The sequence below is a fragment of the Streptomyces odonnellii genome, from assembly GCF_000981895.1.
Taxonomy (GTDB): domain Bacteria; phylum Actinomycetota; class Actinomycetes; order Streptomycetales; family Streptomycetaceae; genus Streptomyces; species Streptomyces odonnellii.
In genome coordinates this window covers 1-15724 of the sequence record NZ_LATD01000129.1, presented here as the reverse complement: position 1 = coordinate 15724, position 15724 = coordinate 1, and the positions used below count along the sequence as shown (strand labels likewise).

The window sequence follows — 15724 nt, the reverse complement described above, 5'->3', positions numbered from 1 at the left end:
TGTGCGTCCATATGAAGAACATATCCGCGCTTGATGTTGTGGATCGCAGACGGGTTCACACCGATGGCCCCGGATGCGACGCTGGGATCATGGATGATCTGGCTGACCTCCTCGTACGGCTGCGGTCCGGACTTCCCGCCGAGGCCGTGATCACCGATCCGGACATCACGGCTTCCTACTCCCATGACATGGCCAGCTTCTGCGAGGCCGGCATCCCCGCGGTGGTCGTCCTGCCCCGTTCGGCGGAGCAGGTCCAGCACGTCATGCGGACCGCGACCGAACTGCGCGTGCCGGTCGTCCCGCAGGGTGCCCGTACGGGGCTGTCGGGCGCGGCCAACGCCTCGGACGGCTGCATCGTCCTGTCCCTGACCAAGATGGACCGCATCCTGGAGATCAACCCGGTCGACCGGATCGCCGTCGTCGAGCCGGGCGTCATCAACGCCACCCTCTCCCGGGCCGTCGGCGAGCAGGGCCTCTACTACCCGCCGGACCCGTCGAGCTGGGAGATGTGCACCATCGGCGGGAACATCGGCACGGCCTCGGGCGGGCTGTGCTGCGTCAAGTACGGCGTCACCGCGGAGTATGTGCTCGGCCTCGATGTCGTCCTCGCCGACGGCCGGCTGCTCACCACCGGCCGCCGTACGGCCAAGGGCGTCGCGGGCTACGACCTGACGCGGCTCTTCGTCGGCTCGGAGGGCAGCCTCGGCATCGTCGTCAAGGCCGTTCTCGCGCTCAAGCCCCAGCCGCCCCGACAGCTCGTGCTGGCCGCGGAGTTCGCCTCGGCCGCCGCCGCGTGCGACGCGGTCTGCCGCATCATGGAGCGCGGCCACACCCCGTCCCTCCTCGAATTGATGGACGGTACGACCATCCGCGCCGTCAACGCGATGGCGAACATGGGCCTGCCCGACACCACCGAGGCCCTCCTCCTGGCGGCCTTCGACACCCCCGACCCCACCGCCGATCTGACCGCGGTCGGCAAGCTGTGCGCGGCGGCCGGCGCCACCGAGGTCGTTCCCGCCGAGGACGCCGCCGAGTCGGAGATGCTGCTCCAGGCCCGCCGCCTCTCGCTCACCGCGCTGGAAGCCGTCAAGGCGGCGACGATGATCGACGACGTGTGCGTACCGCGCAGCCGGCTCGCCGCGCTGCTCGAAGGAACGGCCGCCATCGCCCAGAAGTACGACCTGACCATCGGCGTCTGCGCACACGCGGGCGACGGCAACACCCACCCGACCGTCTGCTTCGACCCGGCAGACCCGGACGAGTCCCGGCGCGCCCGCGAGTCCTTCGACGAGATCATGGCGCTCGGCCTGGAACTGGGCGGCACGATCACCGGCGAACACGGCGTCGGCGTACTGAAGAAGGAGTGGCTGTCGCGCGAACTGGGGCCGGTGGGGCTGGAGTTGCAGCGCGGCATCAAGCGCACTTTCGACCCGCTCGGCCTGCTCAACCCGGGCAAGCTCTTCTGACGGGCCGGCCCCGGCCCGCCCGTACCCGCCCCGCGCCGGCGACGGTTCGCGGGGCACGGTCTACCGCTCGCCGTCCGCCGATCCGTCCGACGGCCAGGGGTCGCGCAGCCACAGATCGTCCGCCGGGGTGGCGGCGAGCAGCCGGGCGAGGCCGTCGTCGATGCCGAGCTGCTCGCTCTCCGTCCCCGGCGGCACGATCCGCAGCGTGCGCTCCAGCCACGCGGACACCGCCACCAGAGGCGCCTCCAGCAGCGCGTCCCCGTCGGGCGACGAAAGGGCGACACACAGCACACCGCGCCCGTCGATCCTGGTCGGCCAGATCCGTACATCGCCGTGCCCACAGGGCCTGAACACCCCCTCCACCAGCAGCTCGCGCGCGAAGTTCCATTTGACCGGGGTGTCGGAACCGGTGTGGAAGGTGATGTGCACGGCATACGGATCGTCCGTACGGTAGGTCAGCCGGGCCGGAACGGGAATCCCGCGCTCCGGCGACAGCACCAGACGCAACTCCAGATCGCGCTCCACGACAGTGTCCATGAGCGGCACTTCCTCTCCTGACGGGTGGCCCCGCGACGGGCCCGTACCAGGAGAGAGGCCCCGCCCCGCCGTTTATTACGCGACTTTCGGCGCCGACTTCGGAGCCGCCCGCGCGCGGCCCGCGCACCCGGCGGGTCACCCGCGCGGCCTGCCCGTTCGTGCGCCCCCCGGCCCGCCCTTTTGGCACTGGAGCCCGGCTGTTCGTACACCGTGGCGAACATTTCTCTGCCCACATCCTTTCGAATGCGGCCTTTCTGCTGTTCCCCTTCTTCAGGCATCTGAGTTCTTCGTTAATGTCTTCCTTGGCGAACATGGTGTGAGTGAACGGAGTTGGGGTCAGTGGCTACTCCTCCTGGTGACGGCGGGAACGTACCCCGGGAAGGGTTCTACCCAGACCCCTCCATCCCTGGATATGTCCGCTACTGGAACGGCGCGGCCTGGGTGCCCGGTACGAGCCGGCCCGCGCCCCAGGGCGGCGAGACGGCACAGCCGGGCCCGGCCACCGCCCCGCCCGCGGTCGACGAGACCGGACCGGTCTTCCTCGACGAGGAGCCCTCCGAAGGACCCCGGCAGGAACCGGCGTCCGCCTGGCAGGCCGACGCCTCCCGGCAGACCGGCTTCGGCGGCGAGCGGGACGAGCGGGTGTCCTGGGGCGCGGGCGGCCAGGATCCCCGGATCCCCGCGCCGTCGGCTCCGCTCGACCCCGCGCCGCCCGCGCTGCACGAGGTCCCGCCGCCCACCCCCGGCGATCCGACGGGCGGCGCGCTGCCCGGCGTACGCGCCCTCGGGCCGGGCCAGGACGACGGCCCGCCGTCGGCGCCGTCGGAAGGCACGGTCGCGATCCGCGCCATGCGACGGGGTGTCAGGCCGGACACGGGCCGGGATTCCGGTCCCGGCGCGCGAACCGGCGCCGATCCGGGCCGCCCGCCGGGCCCGCGTGACCCGGAAGCCGGAGCGGGCGCGGGTGCCGGGGCGCAGCCGCCCGTCGACAGCACCGTCGCCATCCGCGCCCTGCGCGCGGCCCGCCGGGCCAAGGACGACGACGCCGCCGCGGCCTCGGGCCGGACCGAAGGCACCATGTCGATCCGCGCGCTCAACCAGGGCGCCTCCCACACCGGCACGGCCGTACCGCCCGCGCACCCCCAGCCGCCGTCCCAGCCGCAGGCCCCCGTCAGCTCCGGCTCCGGCGGCGGCGCCGCGTCCTGGGCCCAGCAGGCGCACCCGCTGGCCCAGCCCATGAACCCCGGCGCGCCCGACCAGCCGGTCGTGCCCTGGAAGCCGCCCGTCGACGACCCGTTCCTCCAGGCGGCCCAGGCCCAGGCCGCCGCCAGGCCCGCCGGCCTGGCCAAGCGGTTCGTGGCCCGGCTGATCGACACCCTCGTCCTGGGCGCGCTCGTCGGCGCCGCTTCCCTCCCCCTCTACTCCCGGGCCCGTACACATATCGACGCCAAGGTCGAGGCGGCCAAGGAGACCGGAGAGACCGTCACCGTCTGGCTCATCGACGGCACGACGGCCAGCTATCTGGGGATGGCGCTGGCGGCGCTGCTGATCCTCGGGACGCTGTACGAGGCGCTGCCGACGGCCCGCTGGGGGCGGACGCTCGGCAAGAAGCTCTGTGGTCTGGAAGTACGGGACATCGAGTCCCACGAGGCCCCGGCCTTCGGTGCCGCGCTGCGCCGCTGGCTGGTCTACGGTCTGCTGGGCGTGCTGGTCGTGGGCGTTCTGAATGTGCTGTGGTGCCTGTTCGACCGGCCCTGGCGGCAGTGCTGGCACGACAAGGCGGCCCGTACGTTCGTGGCGGGCTGACGCCGGGCCGGTGAAGGACACCGGCCCTGCGGCGGGCACCGGCCCTGTCAAGGACACCGGCCCCGCGGAGGGCACCGGCCCTGTAAGGACACCGCGCCCGTAACGGCCGCCGCGTCATAGGACTCCGGACGCCCGCCGGACTGCTCCGAACGGCGGGTGATCCGTTGCGTGCCTCTGCCTCGCGCGGTGCACTGCCCCCATGAGCAACGATCAGCCGCCGCCAGGACCGGCACCCGATGACGACCCGTTTCTGAAGAAGCCGCAGGAACCCCCGTCACCGGAAGGTCCGCAGGGCCCGCCGTCCCCGGGGGCCGGTTCTCCGTACGGTGCTCCCTACGGCGGCGACGGCGGTCCACCGCCCGGCGGCCCCTACGACCGGGACGTCCACGGCCGGAACGCCTATGGCGGCGGGCCGTTCGGCGGTACGGATCCGCTCGCCGGAATGCCGCCGCTCGCGCCGTTCGGCAGACGGCTGGTGGCCCGGATCATCGACGCCCTGATCATTTTCGTACCGCTGGCGATTCTGTCCGGATTCTTCGGAAGCTGGCGCGGCCGGGCGAACAGCAGCAACTGGGACGACTTCGCCAATCAGGTGAATACGGGAACGCAGTGGCTGTGGTCGGTCATCTCCGTGATCGCCTTTGTCGGCTACGACACCCTGATGACCCGGAGAACCGGTCAGACCCTCGGCAAACGCTGGATGAAACTGCGCGTCGCGATGCTCAACAACGGCGCGGTGCCCGACACAGGCACCTCGCTGCTGCGCGCGATCGTGCTCTGGCTGCCCGCGCTGCTGTGCTGCCTGATCATCTGGTGGGCCATCATCATCCTGAGCATCGTGGCCAGCAGGCCCTACCGGCAGGGCCTCCACGACAAGGCTGCCAGGACCGTCGTCGTACAGGAGACGGAGCAGCGGCCCACTGCCTAGGTCCAGCGCGGCGGACGGGACCTAGGGCGTGTCTTCAAAGTAGCGTCGTCCGCCCGAAGGGCGGGCCCGGCGGCGTCTGGTGCGTGCGATCGCAAGGCGGAGGGTCGTCCTTGTACTGGACGTACTTGGATGATCCCGACAACGCGGCGAGCGTGCGTGCCAGGCGTCGCCGGGCAGACGGGACTTTGAAGACACGCGCTAGCGGCGCAGTGAGTGCTGGAACCGCGACTCGGCGCCCCTGCGGATCCGCGCGGCGGGCGCCCGGTCCCGGGACGGCTCCGTGCTGCCGGCCGTACGAGCCGCCCGGGCCGGCGCCCGGCCGGGCGCGGGCACGGTGACCGTGACCAGAAGTCCCAGGGCGAGCGCGACGATTCCGATCACCACGACACCGGCACCGGTGGTGATCCCCGAGAGCAGCAGCATGACGACGGTGGAACAGACGACGGTGGCGGAACCATAGGCGAGCTGTGCTGCAGTCGGACGCGGCATGGCGGAATCCGTCCTCGGAGCATCGGTATCGGGGGTGTCTCGCGCATCCCGCTCAGGCCGCAACGGCAGAGCAGATGCGAGCAGTTCGCACTCTCAGTCGACTCTAAGGCGGTGCATGCCCGAGGGGAACGGGCCGTAAGCGTGACCTCACCCACGGTTCCGTCGCACGGGGGGCGCATCGAGTCACACCCCTCGCCAAGCGGCTTGAATTGTGTGCCTGTTGTCCAAATTCCTCCGTGTCCGTGCTGTTCGGCCGATGGAGATCCGGCCCTCGCATAGTGCAGTTGACCAGTGCAAGTCAAGGTCTGTCTTTTCTCTCTTAACTCCGGTCGAATGTCGTCACTTATGACGCAGACGCGCGCGGATCCCTCACTCCCGGTCCGCGGATCGCGTGCGCCGGGGAGGAAAAGCATCAAGTGATCAGAAACAGACGGGCGAAGAGAGTGTCCGCGGTGATCGTGGCCCTCGCCGCGACCGCCGCAACGGCTTCGGCCTTCACCACGGCCCAGGCCGAGGACAGCCCCGCATCCGGCCCCGCGGGTATCGAGCGCCGTGACCCGGCGCCGCAGAAGGGACAGGTCGAACACGACCTGGAAGGCCCGTTCAGCAAGCAGCAGGAACAGCAGCGCGAGGCAGCGCTCCAGCAGGTCATCTCCGGTGCCGCCAAGGTGGAGAAGCGCGGCGGCTCCAACGTGGTCAGGCTCGACAACAAGAAGTACGTCGAGCTGGGCCGGGAGAAGACCGACAAGATCTTCACGATCCTCGTCGAGTTCGGCGACCAGGTCGACAACACCACGACGTACGACCCGGACGGCCCCGGCCCGCTCCCGCCCGTCCCGCGGTACGGCGGCGAGCCCGGCCCGCGGCACAACCAGATAGCGGAGCCCGACCGCAAGGTCGACAACTCCACCGCCTGGCAGGCCGATTACAACCAGCAGCACTTCCAGGACCTCTACTTCGGCACCGGCAAGGACCGCAAGGGGAAGCAGAAGGAGTCGCTGAAGACCTACTACGAGAAGACGTCCTCCGGGCGCTACTCGGTCGACGGCGAGGTCTCCGACTGGGTCAAGGTCCCCTACAACGAGGCCCGTTACGGGTCCAACTACTGCGGCTCCACCAACTGTGCCAACGTCTGGGACGCGGTGCGCGACGGCGTCAACGCCTGGACCGCGGACCAGAAGGCCCAGGGCCGCACCGACGCCCAGATCAAGGCAGACCTCTCCCAGTACGACCTGTGGGACCGCTACGACTTCGACGGCGACGGCAACTTCAACGAGCCCGACGGCTACATCGACCACTTCCAGATCGTGCACGCCGGTGAGGACGAGTCCGCGGGCGGCGGCGTCCAGGGCGAGGACGCCCTGTGGGCGCACCGCTGGTACGCGTACGGCACCAACGCGGGCAGCACGGGTCCGGCCGACAACAAGGCGGGCGGCACCCAGTTCGGCAACACCGGCATCTGGGTCGGCGACTACACCATGCAGCCCGAGAACGGCGGCCTCGGTGTCTTCGCCCACGAGTACGGCCACGACCTGGGCCTGCCCGACCTGTACGACACCGCGGGCGGCGACAACTCGACGGCCTTCTGGACGCTGATGTCGTCCGGTTCCTGGCTCGGCACAGGCAAGGACGCGATCGGCGACCTGCCCGGTGACATGACCGCCTGGGACAAGCTCCAGCTCGGCTGGCTCAACTACGCCGAGGCCAAGGCCGCGACCAGCTCCACGCACAAGCTGGGTGTCTCGGAGTACAACACCAAGAACCCGCAGGCGCTGATCGTCGAGCTGCCGGACAAGACCCGCACCACGACTGTCGTGAAGCCCGCCGAGGGCTCCAAGCAGTGGTGGAGCGACATGGGTGACGACCTCAAGAACACCCTCACCCGCCCGGTCGACCTGACCGGGAAGTCCACGGCGACGCTGAACCTCCAGGGCTGGTGGGACATCGAGGCCGACTACGACTACCTCTACACCGAGGTGTCCACGGACGGCGGCGCCAACTGGACGGTGCTCGACGGTACGGCCAACGGCGTGCCGCTGCCCCGTGACGCGGCGGACAAGCCGTCGCTGACCGGCGTCTCGGAGTCGTACCAGCAGCTCTCCTTCCCGCTGGACGCCTACGCGGGCCAGAAGTTCGACCTGCGCTTCCGCTACCAGACGGACGGCGGGGTCGCGCAGAAGGGCTTCGCCGCGGACGCGATCACCCTGACCGCGGACGGCGCGACGGTCTTCTCCGACAACGCCGAGGGCGACGACGCCGGCTGGACCGCGGACGGCTTCTCGCGCATCGGTGAGTCCTTCACCCAGGACTACCCGCAGTACTACATCGCCGAGAACCGCCAGTACGTCTCGTACGACAAGACCCTTGAGGTCGGCCCGTACAACTTCGGCTTCACGGCGCCGAACGACAACAAGGTCGAGCACTTCCCGTACCAGGCCGGTCTGCTGATCTGGCTGTGGGACACCTCGCAGGTCGACAACAACACCAGCCAGCACCCCGGTGAGGGTCTGGTGCTGCCCATCGACGCGCACGCCAAGCCGCTGAAGTGGTCGGACGGCACGGTCATGCGCAACCGGATCCAGGCGTACGACTCCACCTTCAGCTGGTGGCCGACGACCGGGCTGACGCTGCACAAGGCCAATGTCCCGACGCGGATCAAGCCCCAGCTCGGCAGCCCGGTCTTCGACGACCGCAAGGGCACCTACTGGAGCGCCGAGAACCCGGGCGCGAGCGTCAAGGTTCCTGACACCAACACCAAGATCAGCATCATCGGCCAGCCGCTGGATGGCCAGACGCTGACGGTCAAGGTTGGCGCCTCCGGTCGGTAACCGGAAGTAATCGCAGGTCAGAGCAGGATCGGCCGTCGCCCTCTAGCGGGCGGCGGCCGATCGTGTTTAGGTGCATCCTGCGGTTCTCTTATTGACAGGATGTCTCACGGGGGAGATGAGCGACATGGCTGGCGGAGGCTTCAGCAAGCTCCCGAACGGCACGGTGGTGGTGGCACTGACCCTGCCCAGCCCGGCCGCCGAGGGCGGTACGGTACGCGTCCTCGTGCACGCGGCGAACCGGGCCCGCGCCCTGACCAGGCTGCGGAATCTGGGGCTGCGCGCGGTGTATCTGCGCGGCAACGCGGAGCCGCCGACGCCGGACGAGATCACCGCCGTACTGCACCATCCGGACGGTCTGCTGTGGCGCACCACACCGGAGTGCAGAAACCAGCTCTGGCAGCCGATACGCGCCCTGCTGCGCCCCTCGACGAGCCCCGCGAACGCCGGATACCGGGGCCCGGCCTACGAGGCCTCCTAGGCACCCTGGGTGCCCTGGGTGCCCCTGGGGGGTCCCGACGGGTGCCTAGGGGCGGGCGCCGGGCCGTGACCGGTCCGGCGCCCGTCGTCCTCAGGCGCCGGAGGGGCTGATCGTGCCCTCCTGGGGCGCGTCGGCCGTGCTGCGGGGGGACGGCGGCGACAGACGGTTGACCACCACCGGCTTGCCGATCAGCTTCACGCCCGCCTCGCGCAGCTCCTCCAGCGCCTTCTCCGTGGTCTCCACGGCCACGCCCGCCGTCAGATCGAGCAGCACATGGGTGGTGAAGCCCTCCCGGGCCGCGTCCAGCGCGGTCGCGCGCACACAGTGATCGGTCGCGATACCGACCACGTCGACCTCGGTGATCCCGCGGGCCCGCAGCCAGTCCGCGAGCCGCGTCCCGTTCTCGTCGGCCCCCTCGAAGCCGCTGTACGCGCCCGCGTACGCCCCCTTGTCGAAGACCGCGTCGACCGCGCCGGAGGCGACGGCCGGCGCGAAATTGGGGTGGAAGCCCACGCCCTCCGTACCCGCGACACAGTGCGGGGGCCAGGTGCGGACGAAGTCCGGGCTGCCGGAGAAGTGGTCACCGGGGTCGATGTGATGGTCCCGGGTGGCGACCACATGCCGGTATCCGGGCGCCGCCTCGCCGATCAGATCGGTGACGGCGGCGGCGACCTGCGACCCTCCCGTCACCGCGAGGCTGCCGCCCTCACAGAAGTCGTTCTGAACGTCTACGACGAGCAACGCGCGGTGCATGACGGCCATCCTTCGGCGGGGGAGCGGACGAGCGGCGGACGAGCGGGACGGGCGGACGGAGCAGGTCTCGCGGCGACGGCGGGGGAGGGTGTACGGGCCGCGGCCTGCCCGGGCCGCACAAGCCGTGCGGGTCGTACGAGCCTAGATACGCGGACCCTCCGGCGGGAAGAGCCGGACATCCTTCACCACCGCCTCACGCGACTCATATGTACTCGGTCGGGATCACCGGCTCGCCCCGCGAGAGCTGTGTCGCCGACAGCGGCAGCGCCTCCCGCGCCGCGAAGTGCCGGGCGCGCGCCGTCTCCAGCGGCTCCCGCGCGACGATCTCGCCGCCCTTGACGAGCTGCACCAGGAGCTGCCGGTCCAGCAGCTCCGGCGGCACCGCGCCCGTACCGATCACCTCGGCCTCGGCGCACCCCCGGGCGTCCGGACGCCGCGCGGCCCACTTGCGGCCGCCGATCGAGGTCTTCCCGCCCAGCGACTTCTTCGCCACCGGCTGGAGCGGCGCCTTCGGATCGGCGGAGGCCGCGCGGGCGACGATCTTGTAGACCATGGAGCAGGTCGGGTGCCCGCTGCCGGTGACGAGCTGGGTGCCCACGCCGTACGAGTCGACCGGCGCGGCGGCCAGCGACGCGATCGCGTACTCGTCCAGGTCGGAGGTCACCACGATCCTGGTGTTCAGCGCGCCCAGCTCGTCGAGCTGCTGCCGTACCCGGTGCGCGACCAGCAGCAGATCGCCGGAGTCGATACGGACGGCCCCCAGCTCGGGCCCGGCGATCTCCACCGCGGTCCGTACGGCCTCGGCCACGTCGAAGGTGTCGATCAGCAGGGTCGTGCCCCGGCCGAGCGAGGTGACCTGCGCCTGGAAGGCGTCCCGCTCGCTGTCGTGCAGCAGGGTGAACGCGTGCGCGCTGGTGCCCACCGTCGGAATGCCGTACCGGAACCCGGCCGCCAGGTCCGAGGTCGAGTCGAAGCCGCCCACGTACGCGGCGCGCGCGGCGGCCACCGCGGACAGCTCGTGCGTACGGCGCGCGCCCATCTCGATCAGCCCGCGCCCGCCCGCGGCCGCCGACATCCGGGAGGCCGCCGCCGCGATCGCCGAGTCGTGGTTGAGGATCGACAGGATCACCGTCTCCAGCAGCACGCACTCCGCGAACGAGCCCTCCACGCGCAGGATCGGCGAGCCCGGGAAGTACACCTCGCCCTCCGGATAGCCCCAGATGTCCCCGCCGAAGCGGTACGAGGCGAGCCAGGCGAGCGTCGGCTCGTCGACGATGCCGTTCCCCCGGAGGAAGCCCAGGACGTCCGAGTCGAAGCGGAAGTTCTCCACGGCGTCCAGGACCCGCCCGGTGCCGCCCACCACTCCGTACCTGCGCCCCTCGGGCAGCCGGCGGGTGAAGACCTCGAAGACCGAGCGACGGTCGGCGGTGCCGGCCCGCAGCGCGGCACGGAGCATCGTCAGCTCGTACTGATCGGTGAAGAGCGCGGTCGACGGGACATCGACCGGCAGTCCAAGATCCGCTGTGTTCATAACAAGAATTCTACCCCTACCTCTCGTCAGACTGACGATTTCTGCGTGGCCGTTTGTGCGACAGGCCGTCCCGGGTGGCAGCATGGGTCGTGTGACGCTGTGCCCCGGCGTGTGACGCTGTGACCCGGCCAGAGAAGCCCGGCAGAGAAGAAGGTCGTCCGGAACCGTGAGTGTTGCTCCCACTGAGATCGAACGCCCCGAATCGGCCGAGGAGACTTTCGCCGTCCCGGAACCCGATGTGCCGTGGGTGACGATCGTCCACAACGACCCCGTCAACCTCATGAGTTATGTGGCGTACGTCTTCCAGACCTATTTCGGATACCCCAAGGACAAGGCGCACCGACTGATGCTCGACGTCCACCACAAGGGCCGCGCGATCGTCTCCAGCGGCAGCCGCGAGGAGATGGAGCGCGATGTGCAGGCCATGCACGGGTTCGGGCTCTGGGCCACCCTCTCCCAGGACCGCGCCTGATGGCCGGGCGCTTCGAGGCCATCCCGGGCGGCGGAGCGGCCGTCGCCCTCGACGAGGTCGAGATCTCGATCCTGCGCTCGCTCGCCGTACAGCTCCTGGAGCTGATCGGGCCCGGTGACGAGCCGGCCCAGGGCGAGGACCCGCTCGCCTCGCTCTTCGCCGAGGGCCCCAGCGAGCCGCCCGCCGACCCGGCGCTGGCCCGGCTCTTCCCGGACGCGTACGGCGATGACGACGACGAACTGAAGGAGTTCTCCGCCGAGTTCAGACGCTTCACGGAGAACGACCTGCGCGGCCGCAAGCGCGAGGACGGGATGGCGGTCGTCCGCACCCTGGACGGGCTCGGCTCGGCGGGCGCCGGCGGCGCGGTGCTCAAGCTGACGCCCGAGGACTGTCTGCACTGGCTCGGCGCGCTCAACGACCTGCGGCTGACCATCGGGACACGGCTGGAGGTCACGGACGAGGACGAGGGCGGCGAGCTGTACCGGCTGCCGGACTCCGACCCGCGCAAGCCGATGGTGATGGCGTACCTCTGGCTCGGCGCGCTCCAGGAAACCCTCGTCGAGACGCTGATGCCGTAGGGGGTGTCTCGTCGGCGCAAGCCCTTTCGGTATGCGCCGTACACCCTCAGAACACCCTCAATTCGCCATAACGATCACGTCAACGCTCCGGCGCCCTTTGCTCTTCGCGGTGCGATTCGTCCGCTTCTGCCTGTGGGGTCCGCCACAGAACCGTGCGCCGGTGACCCCCTCCGCCGTGATAAATCTTCACGACCCCCCGGGGACTCCACCCCTGTCCCCGGGGGTGTTCTCCGCCGGCCGACCGCCGGCGGCACTCCATCCGTCATCCGGGGGGATCACGAACCGGTCCCGTGGCCGCGTGCGGCGCGGACCGGTATGGAGAAAGGCGCACGACCATGACTTCTGCGCAGGTCGACAAGGAATACGGCGGCGAACACGGCGGTACGGGACACGGCGGCGACCGCGCCGCGGCGGACCCGGACGGAGGCGGCCCCTCCGGAGACCGGCCGGCCGGAGCGCCCGAAGAGGGCTACGAACGGGGACTCGGCAGCCGGCAGGTCCAGATGATCGCGATCGGCGGTGCCATCGGGGTCGGCCTCTTCATGGGCGCCGGAGCCAATATCGCCAAGGCGGGCCCCAGCATCATCCTGATGTACGCCCTCGCGGGTGTCGTGATCTTCTTCATCATGCGGGCGCTCGGCGAACTGCTGCTCTACCGGCCGGTCTCGGGCTCCTTCGCCGAGTACGCCAGAGAGTTCCTCGGCCCGTTCTTCGGCTTCGCGACCGGCTGGACGTACTGGCTGATGTGGGTCGTCACGGGGATGGCCGAACTGACCGCCGCCGCCATCTACATCCACTTCTGGTTCCCGCAGATCCCGCAGTGGGTCAGCGCGCTGGTGTTCCTGGTGGTGCTCTTCGGGGTCAATCTGATCTCGGTGAAGATCTTCGGCGAGGTCGAGTTCTGGTTCTCGATGATCAAGGTCACCGCGATCATCGGCATGATCGTCATCGGTCTGGGCGTGCTGACGCTGGGCTTCTCCGACGCGGGCGGGACCGCTTCCGCGTCCAACCTCTGGGCGCACCACGGGATCTTCCCGAACGGCATCGGATCCAGCCTGATGACCCTTCAGGGCGTCATGTTCGCCTACCTCGCCGTCGAACTGGTCGGAGTCACCGCGGGCGAGTCGGAGAACCCCGAGAAGACCCTCCCCAAGGCCATCAACACGCTGCCCTGGCGCATCATCGTCTTCTACGTCGGCGCGCTGTCCGTGATCCTCGCGGTCGTCAAATGGACCGAGTTCTCGGCGGGCAACAGCCCCTTCGTACACGCCTTCGAGAAGATGGGCATCCCCCTCGCGGCCGGCATCGTCAACTTCGTCGTCCTGACCGCCGCGCTCTCCTCCTGCAACTCGGGGATGTACTCCACCGGCCGGATGCTGCGCGACCTCGCCGCCAACAGCGAGGCGCCCCAGGTCTTCGGCAAGCTCAACTCCCGCAAGACGCCCGCCCTCGCCATCACCGTCTCCGTCGTACTGATGGGGATCGGCGTGGTCCTCAACTATGTCGTCCCGGAGAAGGCGTTCGGCTATGTGACCTCGGTGGCCACCGCGGCCGGCATCTGGACCTGGATGATGATCCTGATCAGCCATATCCGCTACCGCCGCGCGGTGGAGGCCGGGCGGCTGCCCGCCTCGTCGTTCCCCGCCCCCGGCGGCGCGCTGTTCAGTTGGGTCGCGGCGGCGTTCCTGGCGCTGGTGACCTGTCTGATCGCGTACGACAAGGACGCGCGGGTCTGCCTGTATGTGGCGGCCGTGTGGGCGGTGGGGCTGGCGGTCGGCTGGCAGGCGCTGAAGCGGCGCGACGCGGGTACCGCGGAGCGCGGCGGCCTGGACGGGCTGAAGGTCAGCCCGTCCGGCGATTGAGGGCACACCGCGGCCGAAGACCGGGCAGCGACCCGCTGACGTTCGCACCGGGCTGCGGCCCCAGGCCTCCGCGTGGGCCGGCCCCGCTCGTACCGGGGCCGGGCCACGCGCTTGTACGGGGGCCGGTCCGCGCGCTCGTACGGGGGCTGCTCCACGCGCTCGTACCGGGGCCGGTCCGCGCGTGGCGGTCCCGTTTATATTCTCTGCATGCTCACCATCACCCAGGCCCTGCACGACCAGATCGTCGCGCACGCGCGAGCCGACCACCCCGACGAGGCCTGCGGGGTGGTCGCGGGCCCCGAGGGCAGCGGACGGGCCGAGCGGTTCATCCCGATGCTCAACGCCGCGCGCTCGCCCACCTTCTACGAGTTCGACTCGGCCGATCTGCTCAAGCTCTACCGGGAGATGGACGACCGCGACGAGGAGCCGGTGATCATCTACCACTCCCACACCGCGACCGAGGCCTATCCGTCCCGTACGGACATCACCTACGCCAATGAGCCCGGCGCCCACTATGTGCTGGTCTCCACCGCGGACACCGACGGCGAAGGCCCCTTCCAGTTCCGCTCGTACCGGATCGTGGACGGCGAGGTCACCGAGGAGCCCGTCGAGATCGTCTGAGAGACTCGACGCAGAAACGAGGCGGCAGGACCCAGGAAGCCGGTGCGAAACCGGCGCGGTCCCGCCACTGTGACCAAGCTCCGCTTGGCAGCCAGGAACTGACCTGCCGCCTTTCTCCCACCAGCCAGGGGACGCGGAAATCCCCCGGAGGAGGCCCTGTCGTGTCTGCCGTGCCCCGGCGCCGCCGCGCGTTCGCGCCCGCCGTATCAGCCCTGTCGCCCGCCCTGTCCGCGATATCCGCCCTGCTCGTCCTGCTGCCGCTCACGGGTTGCGGCGGCCCCACCGCGCCGGACTCCGCCGCCACGCGGGACAAGAACGCCGCACCCGCCGCGCCCGGCTTCCCGTACACCGTCACCAACTGCGGGGTGACCACCACGTACCAGGCACCGCCCAAGCGCGTGGTCACCATGAACCAGCACGTCACCGAGATCATGCTCGCGCTCGGTCTGGAGAAGTCCCTGGTCGGCACCGCCTGGCTGGACGACCGGATCCTGCCCGCGTACGAGAAGGCGTACAAGAGCGTGCCGGTCCTCGCCGAGGAGTACCCCTCCAAGGAGAAACTCCTCGCCGCCGCGCCCGACTTCGTGTACGGCGGGTACGCGAGCGCCTTTGACGCGAAGGAGGGCCGCAGCCGCGACGACCTCAAGGCGGCCGGTATCAACACCCGGCTCAACCTGGAGAACTGCACGGACGGCCGGACCACGATGGAGGACGTCTACCGGGAGGTCGAGGAGACCGGCCGTATCTTCGGTGTCCTGGAGCGCGCGAAGCGCTGGATCGCGGAGGCGCGCGCGACGGTCGCGTCCACCGCCGGCGAACTGAAGGGCGTCAGGCCCGTGTCGGTCTTCGTGTACGACAGCGGCGACCGCACCGCGTTCACCGCGGGCGGCAAGGGCATCGGCAACGAGCTGATCCGGCTGGCCGGCGGGCGCAATGTCTTCGCGGACCTGGACAAGTCCTTCGGCGACGCGACGTGGGAACAGGTCGTGGCCCGCCGCCCGGAGACCGTCGTCGTCTACGACTACGGCTCGACGACGGTCGCCCAGAAGGAGAAACGCCTCCTGGACGACCCGGCGCTGAAGGACGTCCCGGCCGTCAAGAACCGCAGCTTCGCGGTGATGCCGCTGTCGGACGTGGTCCTCGGCGTACGGGCGCCAGGGGCGATAGAACGCCTGGCGACCCAACTCCACCCGGCGTCGGCGCGGTAACGCCCGATGCGCCGCGATCCCGAGCCTCCGACTGGGGCAGAGACAGCCCGCCCGGCGGCAAATCCAGCCCGTCCGGTGTTCGGGGACGCCGGGGTAAATCCAGCCCGTCCGGCGTTTGAGGACACCGGGGTCCGGGGCGGAGCCCCGGTTCCGGGAAGGGGCGGGGT

13 protein-coding genes, 1 pseudogene and 1 riboswitch are annotated in these 15724 nt (G+C 70.2%); of the genes and pseudogenes, 10 read left to right on the top strand and 4 right to left on the bottom strand.

Going from position 1 to position 15724, the window contains the following annotated elements; translation table 11 throughout:
- Positions 1-98: 98 nt before the first annotated feature.
- Positions 99-1466, top strand: coding sequence for an FAD-binding oxidoreductase (locus tag WH07_RS13870; RefSeq protein WP_079023208.1), 1368 nt, complete (start codon positions 99-101; stop codon positions 1464-1466).
- Between the two features lie 60 nt (positions 1467-1526).
- Here the strand turns inward: WH07_RS13870 and WH07_RS13865 are convergent, their stop codons facing one another.
- Positions 1527-2003: an SsgA family sporulation/cell division regulator gene (locus WH07_RS13865; RefSeq protein WP_046500081.1), complete on the bottom strand. Its 477-nt coding sequence runs from the start codon at positions 2001-2003 to the stop codon at positions 1527-1529.
- Between the two features lie 339 nt (positions 2004-2342).
- Here WH07_RS13865 and WH07_RS13860 point away from each other — a divergent pair, with 339 nt between their 5' ends.
- Together WH07_RS13860 and WH07_RS13855 are read left to right on the top strand one after the other, a co-directional pair.
- A complete protein-coding gene (locus tag WH07_RS13860; RefSeq protein ID WP_046500079.1) occupies positions 2343-3809 on the top strand; it encodes an RDD family protein in 1467 nt (488 codons plus the stop codon).
- Positions 3810-4008: 199 nt separating this feature from the next.
- The gene (locus WH07_RS13855) at positions 4009-4737 is read left to right on the top strand and encodes an RDD family protein (RefSeq protein WP_046500077.1); all 729 of its coding nucleotides are present in this window, start codon (positions 4009-4011) and stop codon (positions 4735-4737) included.
- A 198-nt stretch (positions 4738-4935) separates the two neighbouring features.
- Here the strand turns inward: WH07_RS13855 and WH07_RS13850 are convergent, their stop codons facing one another.
- A complete protein-coding gene (locus WH07_RS13850) occupies positions 4936-5226 on the bottom strand; it encodes a hypothetical protein (protein ID WP_046500076.1) in 291 nt (96 codons plus the stop codon).
- A gap of 416 nt (positions 5227-5642) precedes the next feature.
- On the opposite strand from WH07_RS13850, the gene WH07_RS13845 reads away from it, so the two are divergent.
- Both WH07_RS13845 and WH07_RS13840 read left to right on the top strand, forming a co-directional pair.
- Positions 5643-8054: an immune inhibitor A domain-containing protein gene (locus WH07_RS13845; RefSeq protein ID WP_106409565.1), complete on the top strand. Its 2412-nt coding sequence runs from the start codon at positions 5643-5645 to the stop codon at positions 8052-8054.
- 124 nt (positions 8055-8178) lie between these two features.
- A complete protein-coding gene (locus WH07_RS13840) occupies positions 8179-8532 on the top strand; it encodes a hypothetical protein (RefSeq protein WP_046500111.1) in 354 nt (117 codons plus the stop codon).
- A 171-nt stretch (positions 8533-8703) separates the two neighbouring features.
- Here the strand turns inward: WH07_RS13840 and WH07_RS13835 are convergent.
- Positions 8704-9285, bottom strand: a pseudogene (locus WH07_RS13835) (nicotinamidase); the annotation flags it as partial.
- Positions 9286-9487: 202 nt separating this feature from the next.
- Positions 9488-10816 (bottom strand): nicotinate phosphoribosyltransferase, encoded by a 1329-nt coding sequence (locus WH07_RS13830; protein WP_046500073.1) that lies wholly within the window; start codon positions 10814-10816, stop codon positions 9488-9490.
- A gap of 166 nt (positions 10817-10982) precedes the next feature.
- Here WH07_RS13830 and clpS point away from each other — a divergent pair, with 166 nt between their 5' ends.
- The 5 genes from clpS to WH07_RS13805 all read left to right on the top strand — a co-directional run bounded on the left by clpS (position 10983) and on the right by WH07_RS13805 (position 15557).
- Positions 10983-11288, top strand: coding sequence for an ATP-dependent Clp protease adapter ClpS (gene clpS / locus WH07_RS13825; protein WP_046500072.1), 306 nt, complete (start codon positions 10983-10985; stop codon positions 11286-11288).
- On the top strand, positions 11288-11866 hold the full coding sequence (locus WH07_RS13820) for a DUF2017 domain-containing protein (protein ID WP_046500069.1): 579 nt from the start codon (positions 11288-11290) through the stop codon (positions 11864-11866). Before clpS ends, WH07_RS13820 begins: the two co-directional genes overlap by 1 nt.
- A 335-nt stretch (positions 11867-12201) precedes the next feature.
- Entirely contained in the window at positions 12202-13728 is a 1527-nt protein-coding gene (locus WH07_RS13815; RefSeq protein ID WP_046500067.1) for an amino acid permease, read from the top strand.
- 207 nt (positions 13729-13935) lie between these two features.
- Positions 13936-14349, top strand: a complete 414-nt coding sequence (locus WH07_RS13810; protein WP_046500065.1) for a Mov34/MPN/PAD-1 family protein — start codon at positions 13936-13938, stop codon at positions 14347-14349.
- A gap of 9 nt (positions 14350-14358) precedes the next feature.
- A riboswitch (cobalamin riboswitch) is annotated at positions 14359-14470 on the top strand.
- A 91-nt stretch (positions 14471-14561) separates the two neighbouring features.
- Entirely contained in the window at positions 14562-15557 is a 996-nt protein-coding gene (locus WH07_RS13805) for an ABC transporter substrate-binding protein (protein ID WP_456300495.1), read from the top strand.
- The last annotated feature ends 167 nt before the right edge of the window (positions 15558-15724 follow it).

Coding starts and splice junctions, on each gene's coding strand:
- WH07_RS13865 (WP_046500081.1), bottom strand. CDS start 2,003: ATGGACACTGTCGTGGAGCGCGATCTGGAGTTGCGTCTGGTGCTGTCG.
- WH07_RS13855 (WP_046500077.1), top strand. CDS start 4,009: ATGAGCAACGATCAGCCGCCGCCAGGACCGGCACCCGATGACGACCCG.
- WH07_RS13850 (WP_046500076.1), bottom strand. CDS start 5,226: ATGCCGCGTCCGACTGCAGCACAGCTCGCCTATGGTTCCGCCACCGTC.
- WH07_RS13840 (WP_046500111.1), top strand. CDS start 8,179: ATGGCTGGCGGAGGCTTCAGCAAGCTCCCGAACGGCACGGTGGTGGTG.
- WH07_RS13830 (WP_046500073.1), bottom strand. CDS start 10,816: ATGAACACAGCGGATCTTGGACTGCCGGTCGATGTCCCGTCGACCGCG.
- WH07_RS13820 (WP_046500069.1), top strand. CDS start 11,288: ATGGCCGGGCGCTTCGAGGCCATCCCGGGCGGCGGAGCGGCCGTCGCC.
- WH07_RS13815 (WP_046500067.1), top strand. CDS start 12,202: ATGACTTCTGCGCAGGTCGACAAGGAATACGGCGGCGAACACGGCGGT.
- WH07_RS13810 (WP_046500065.1), top strand. CDS start 13,936: ATGCTCACCATCACCCAGGCCCTGCACGACCAGATCGTCGCGCACGCG.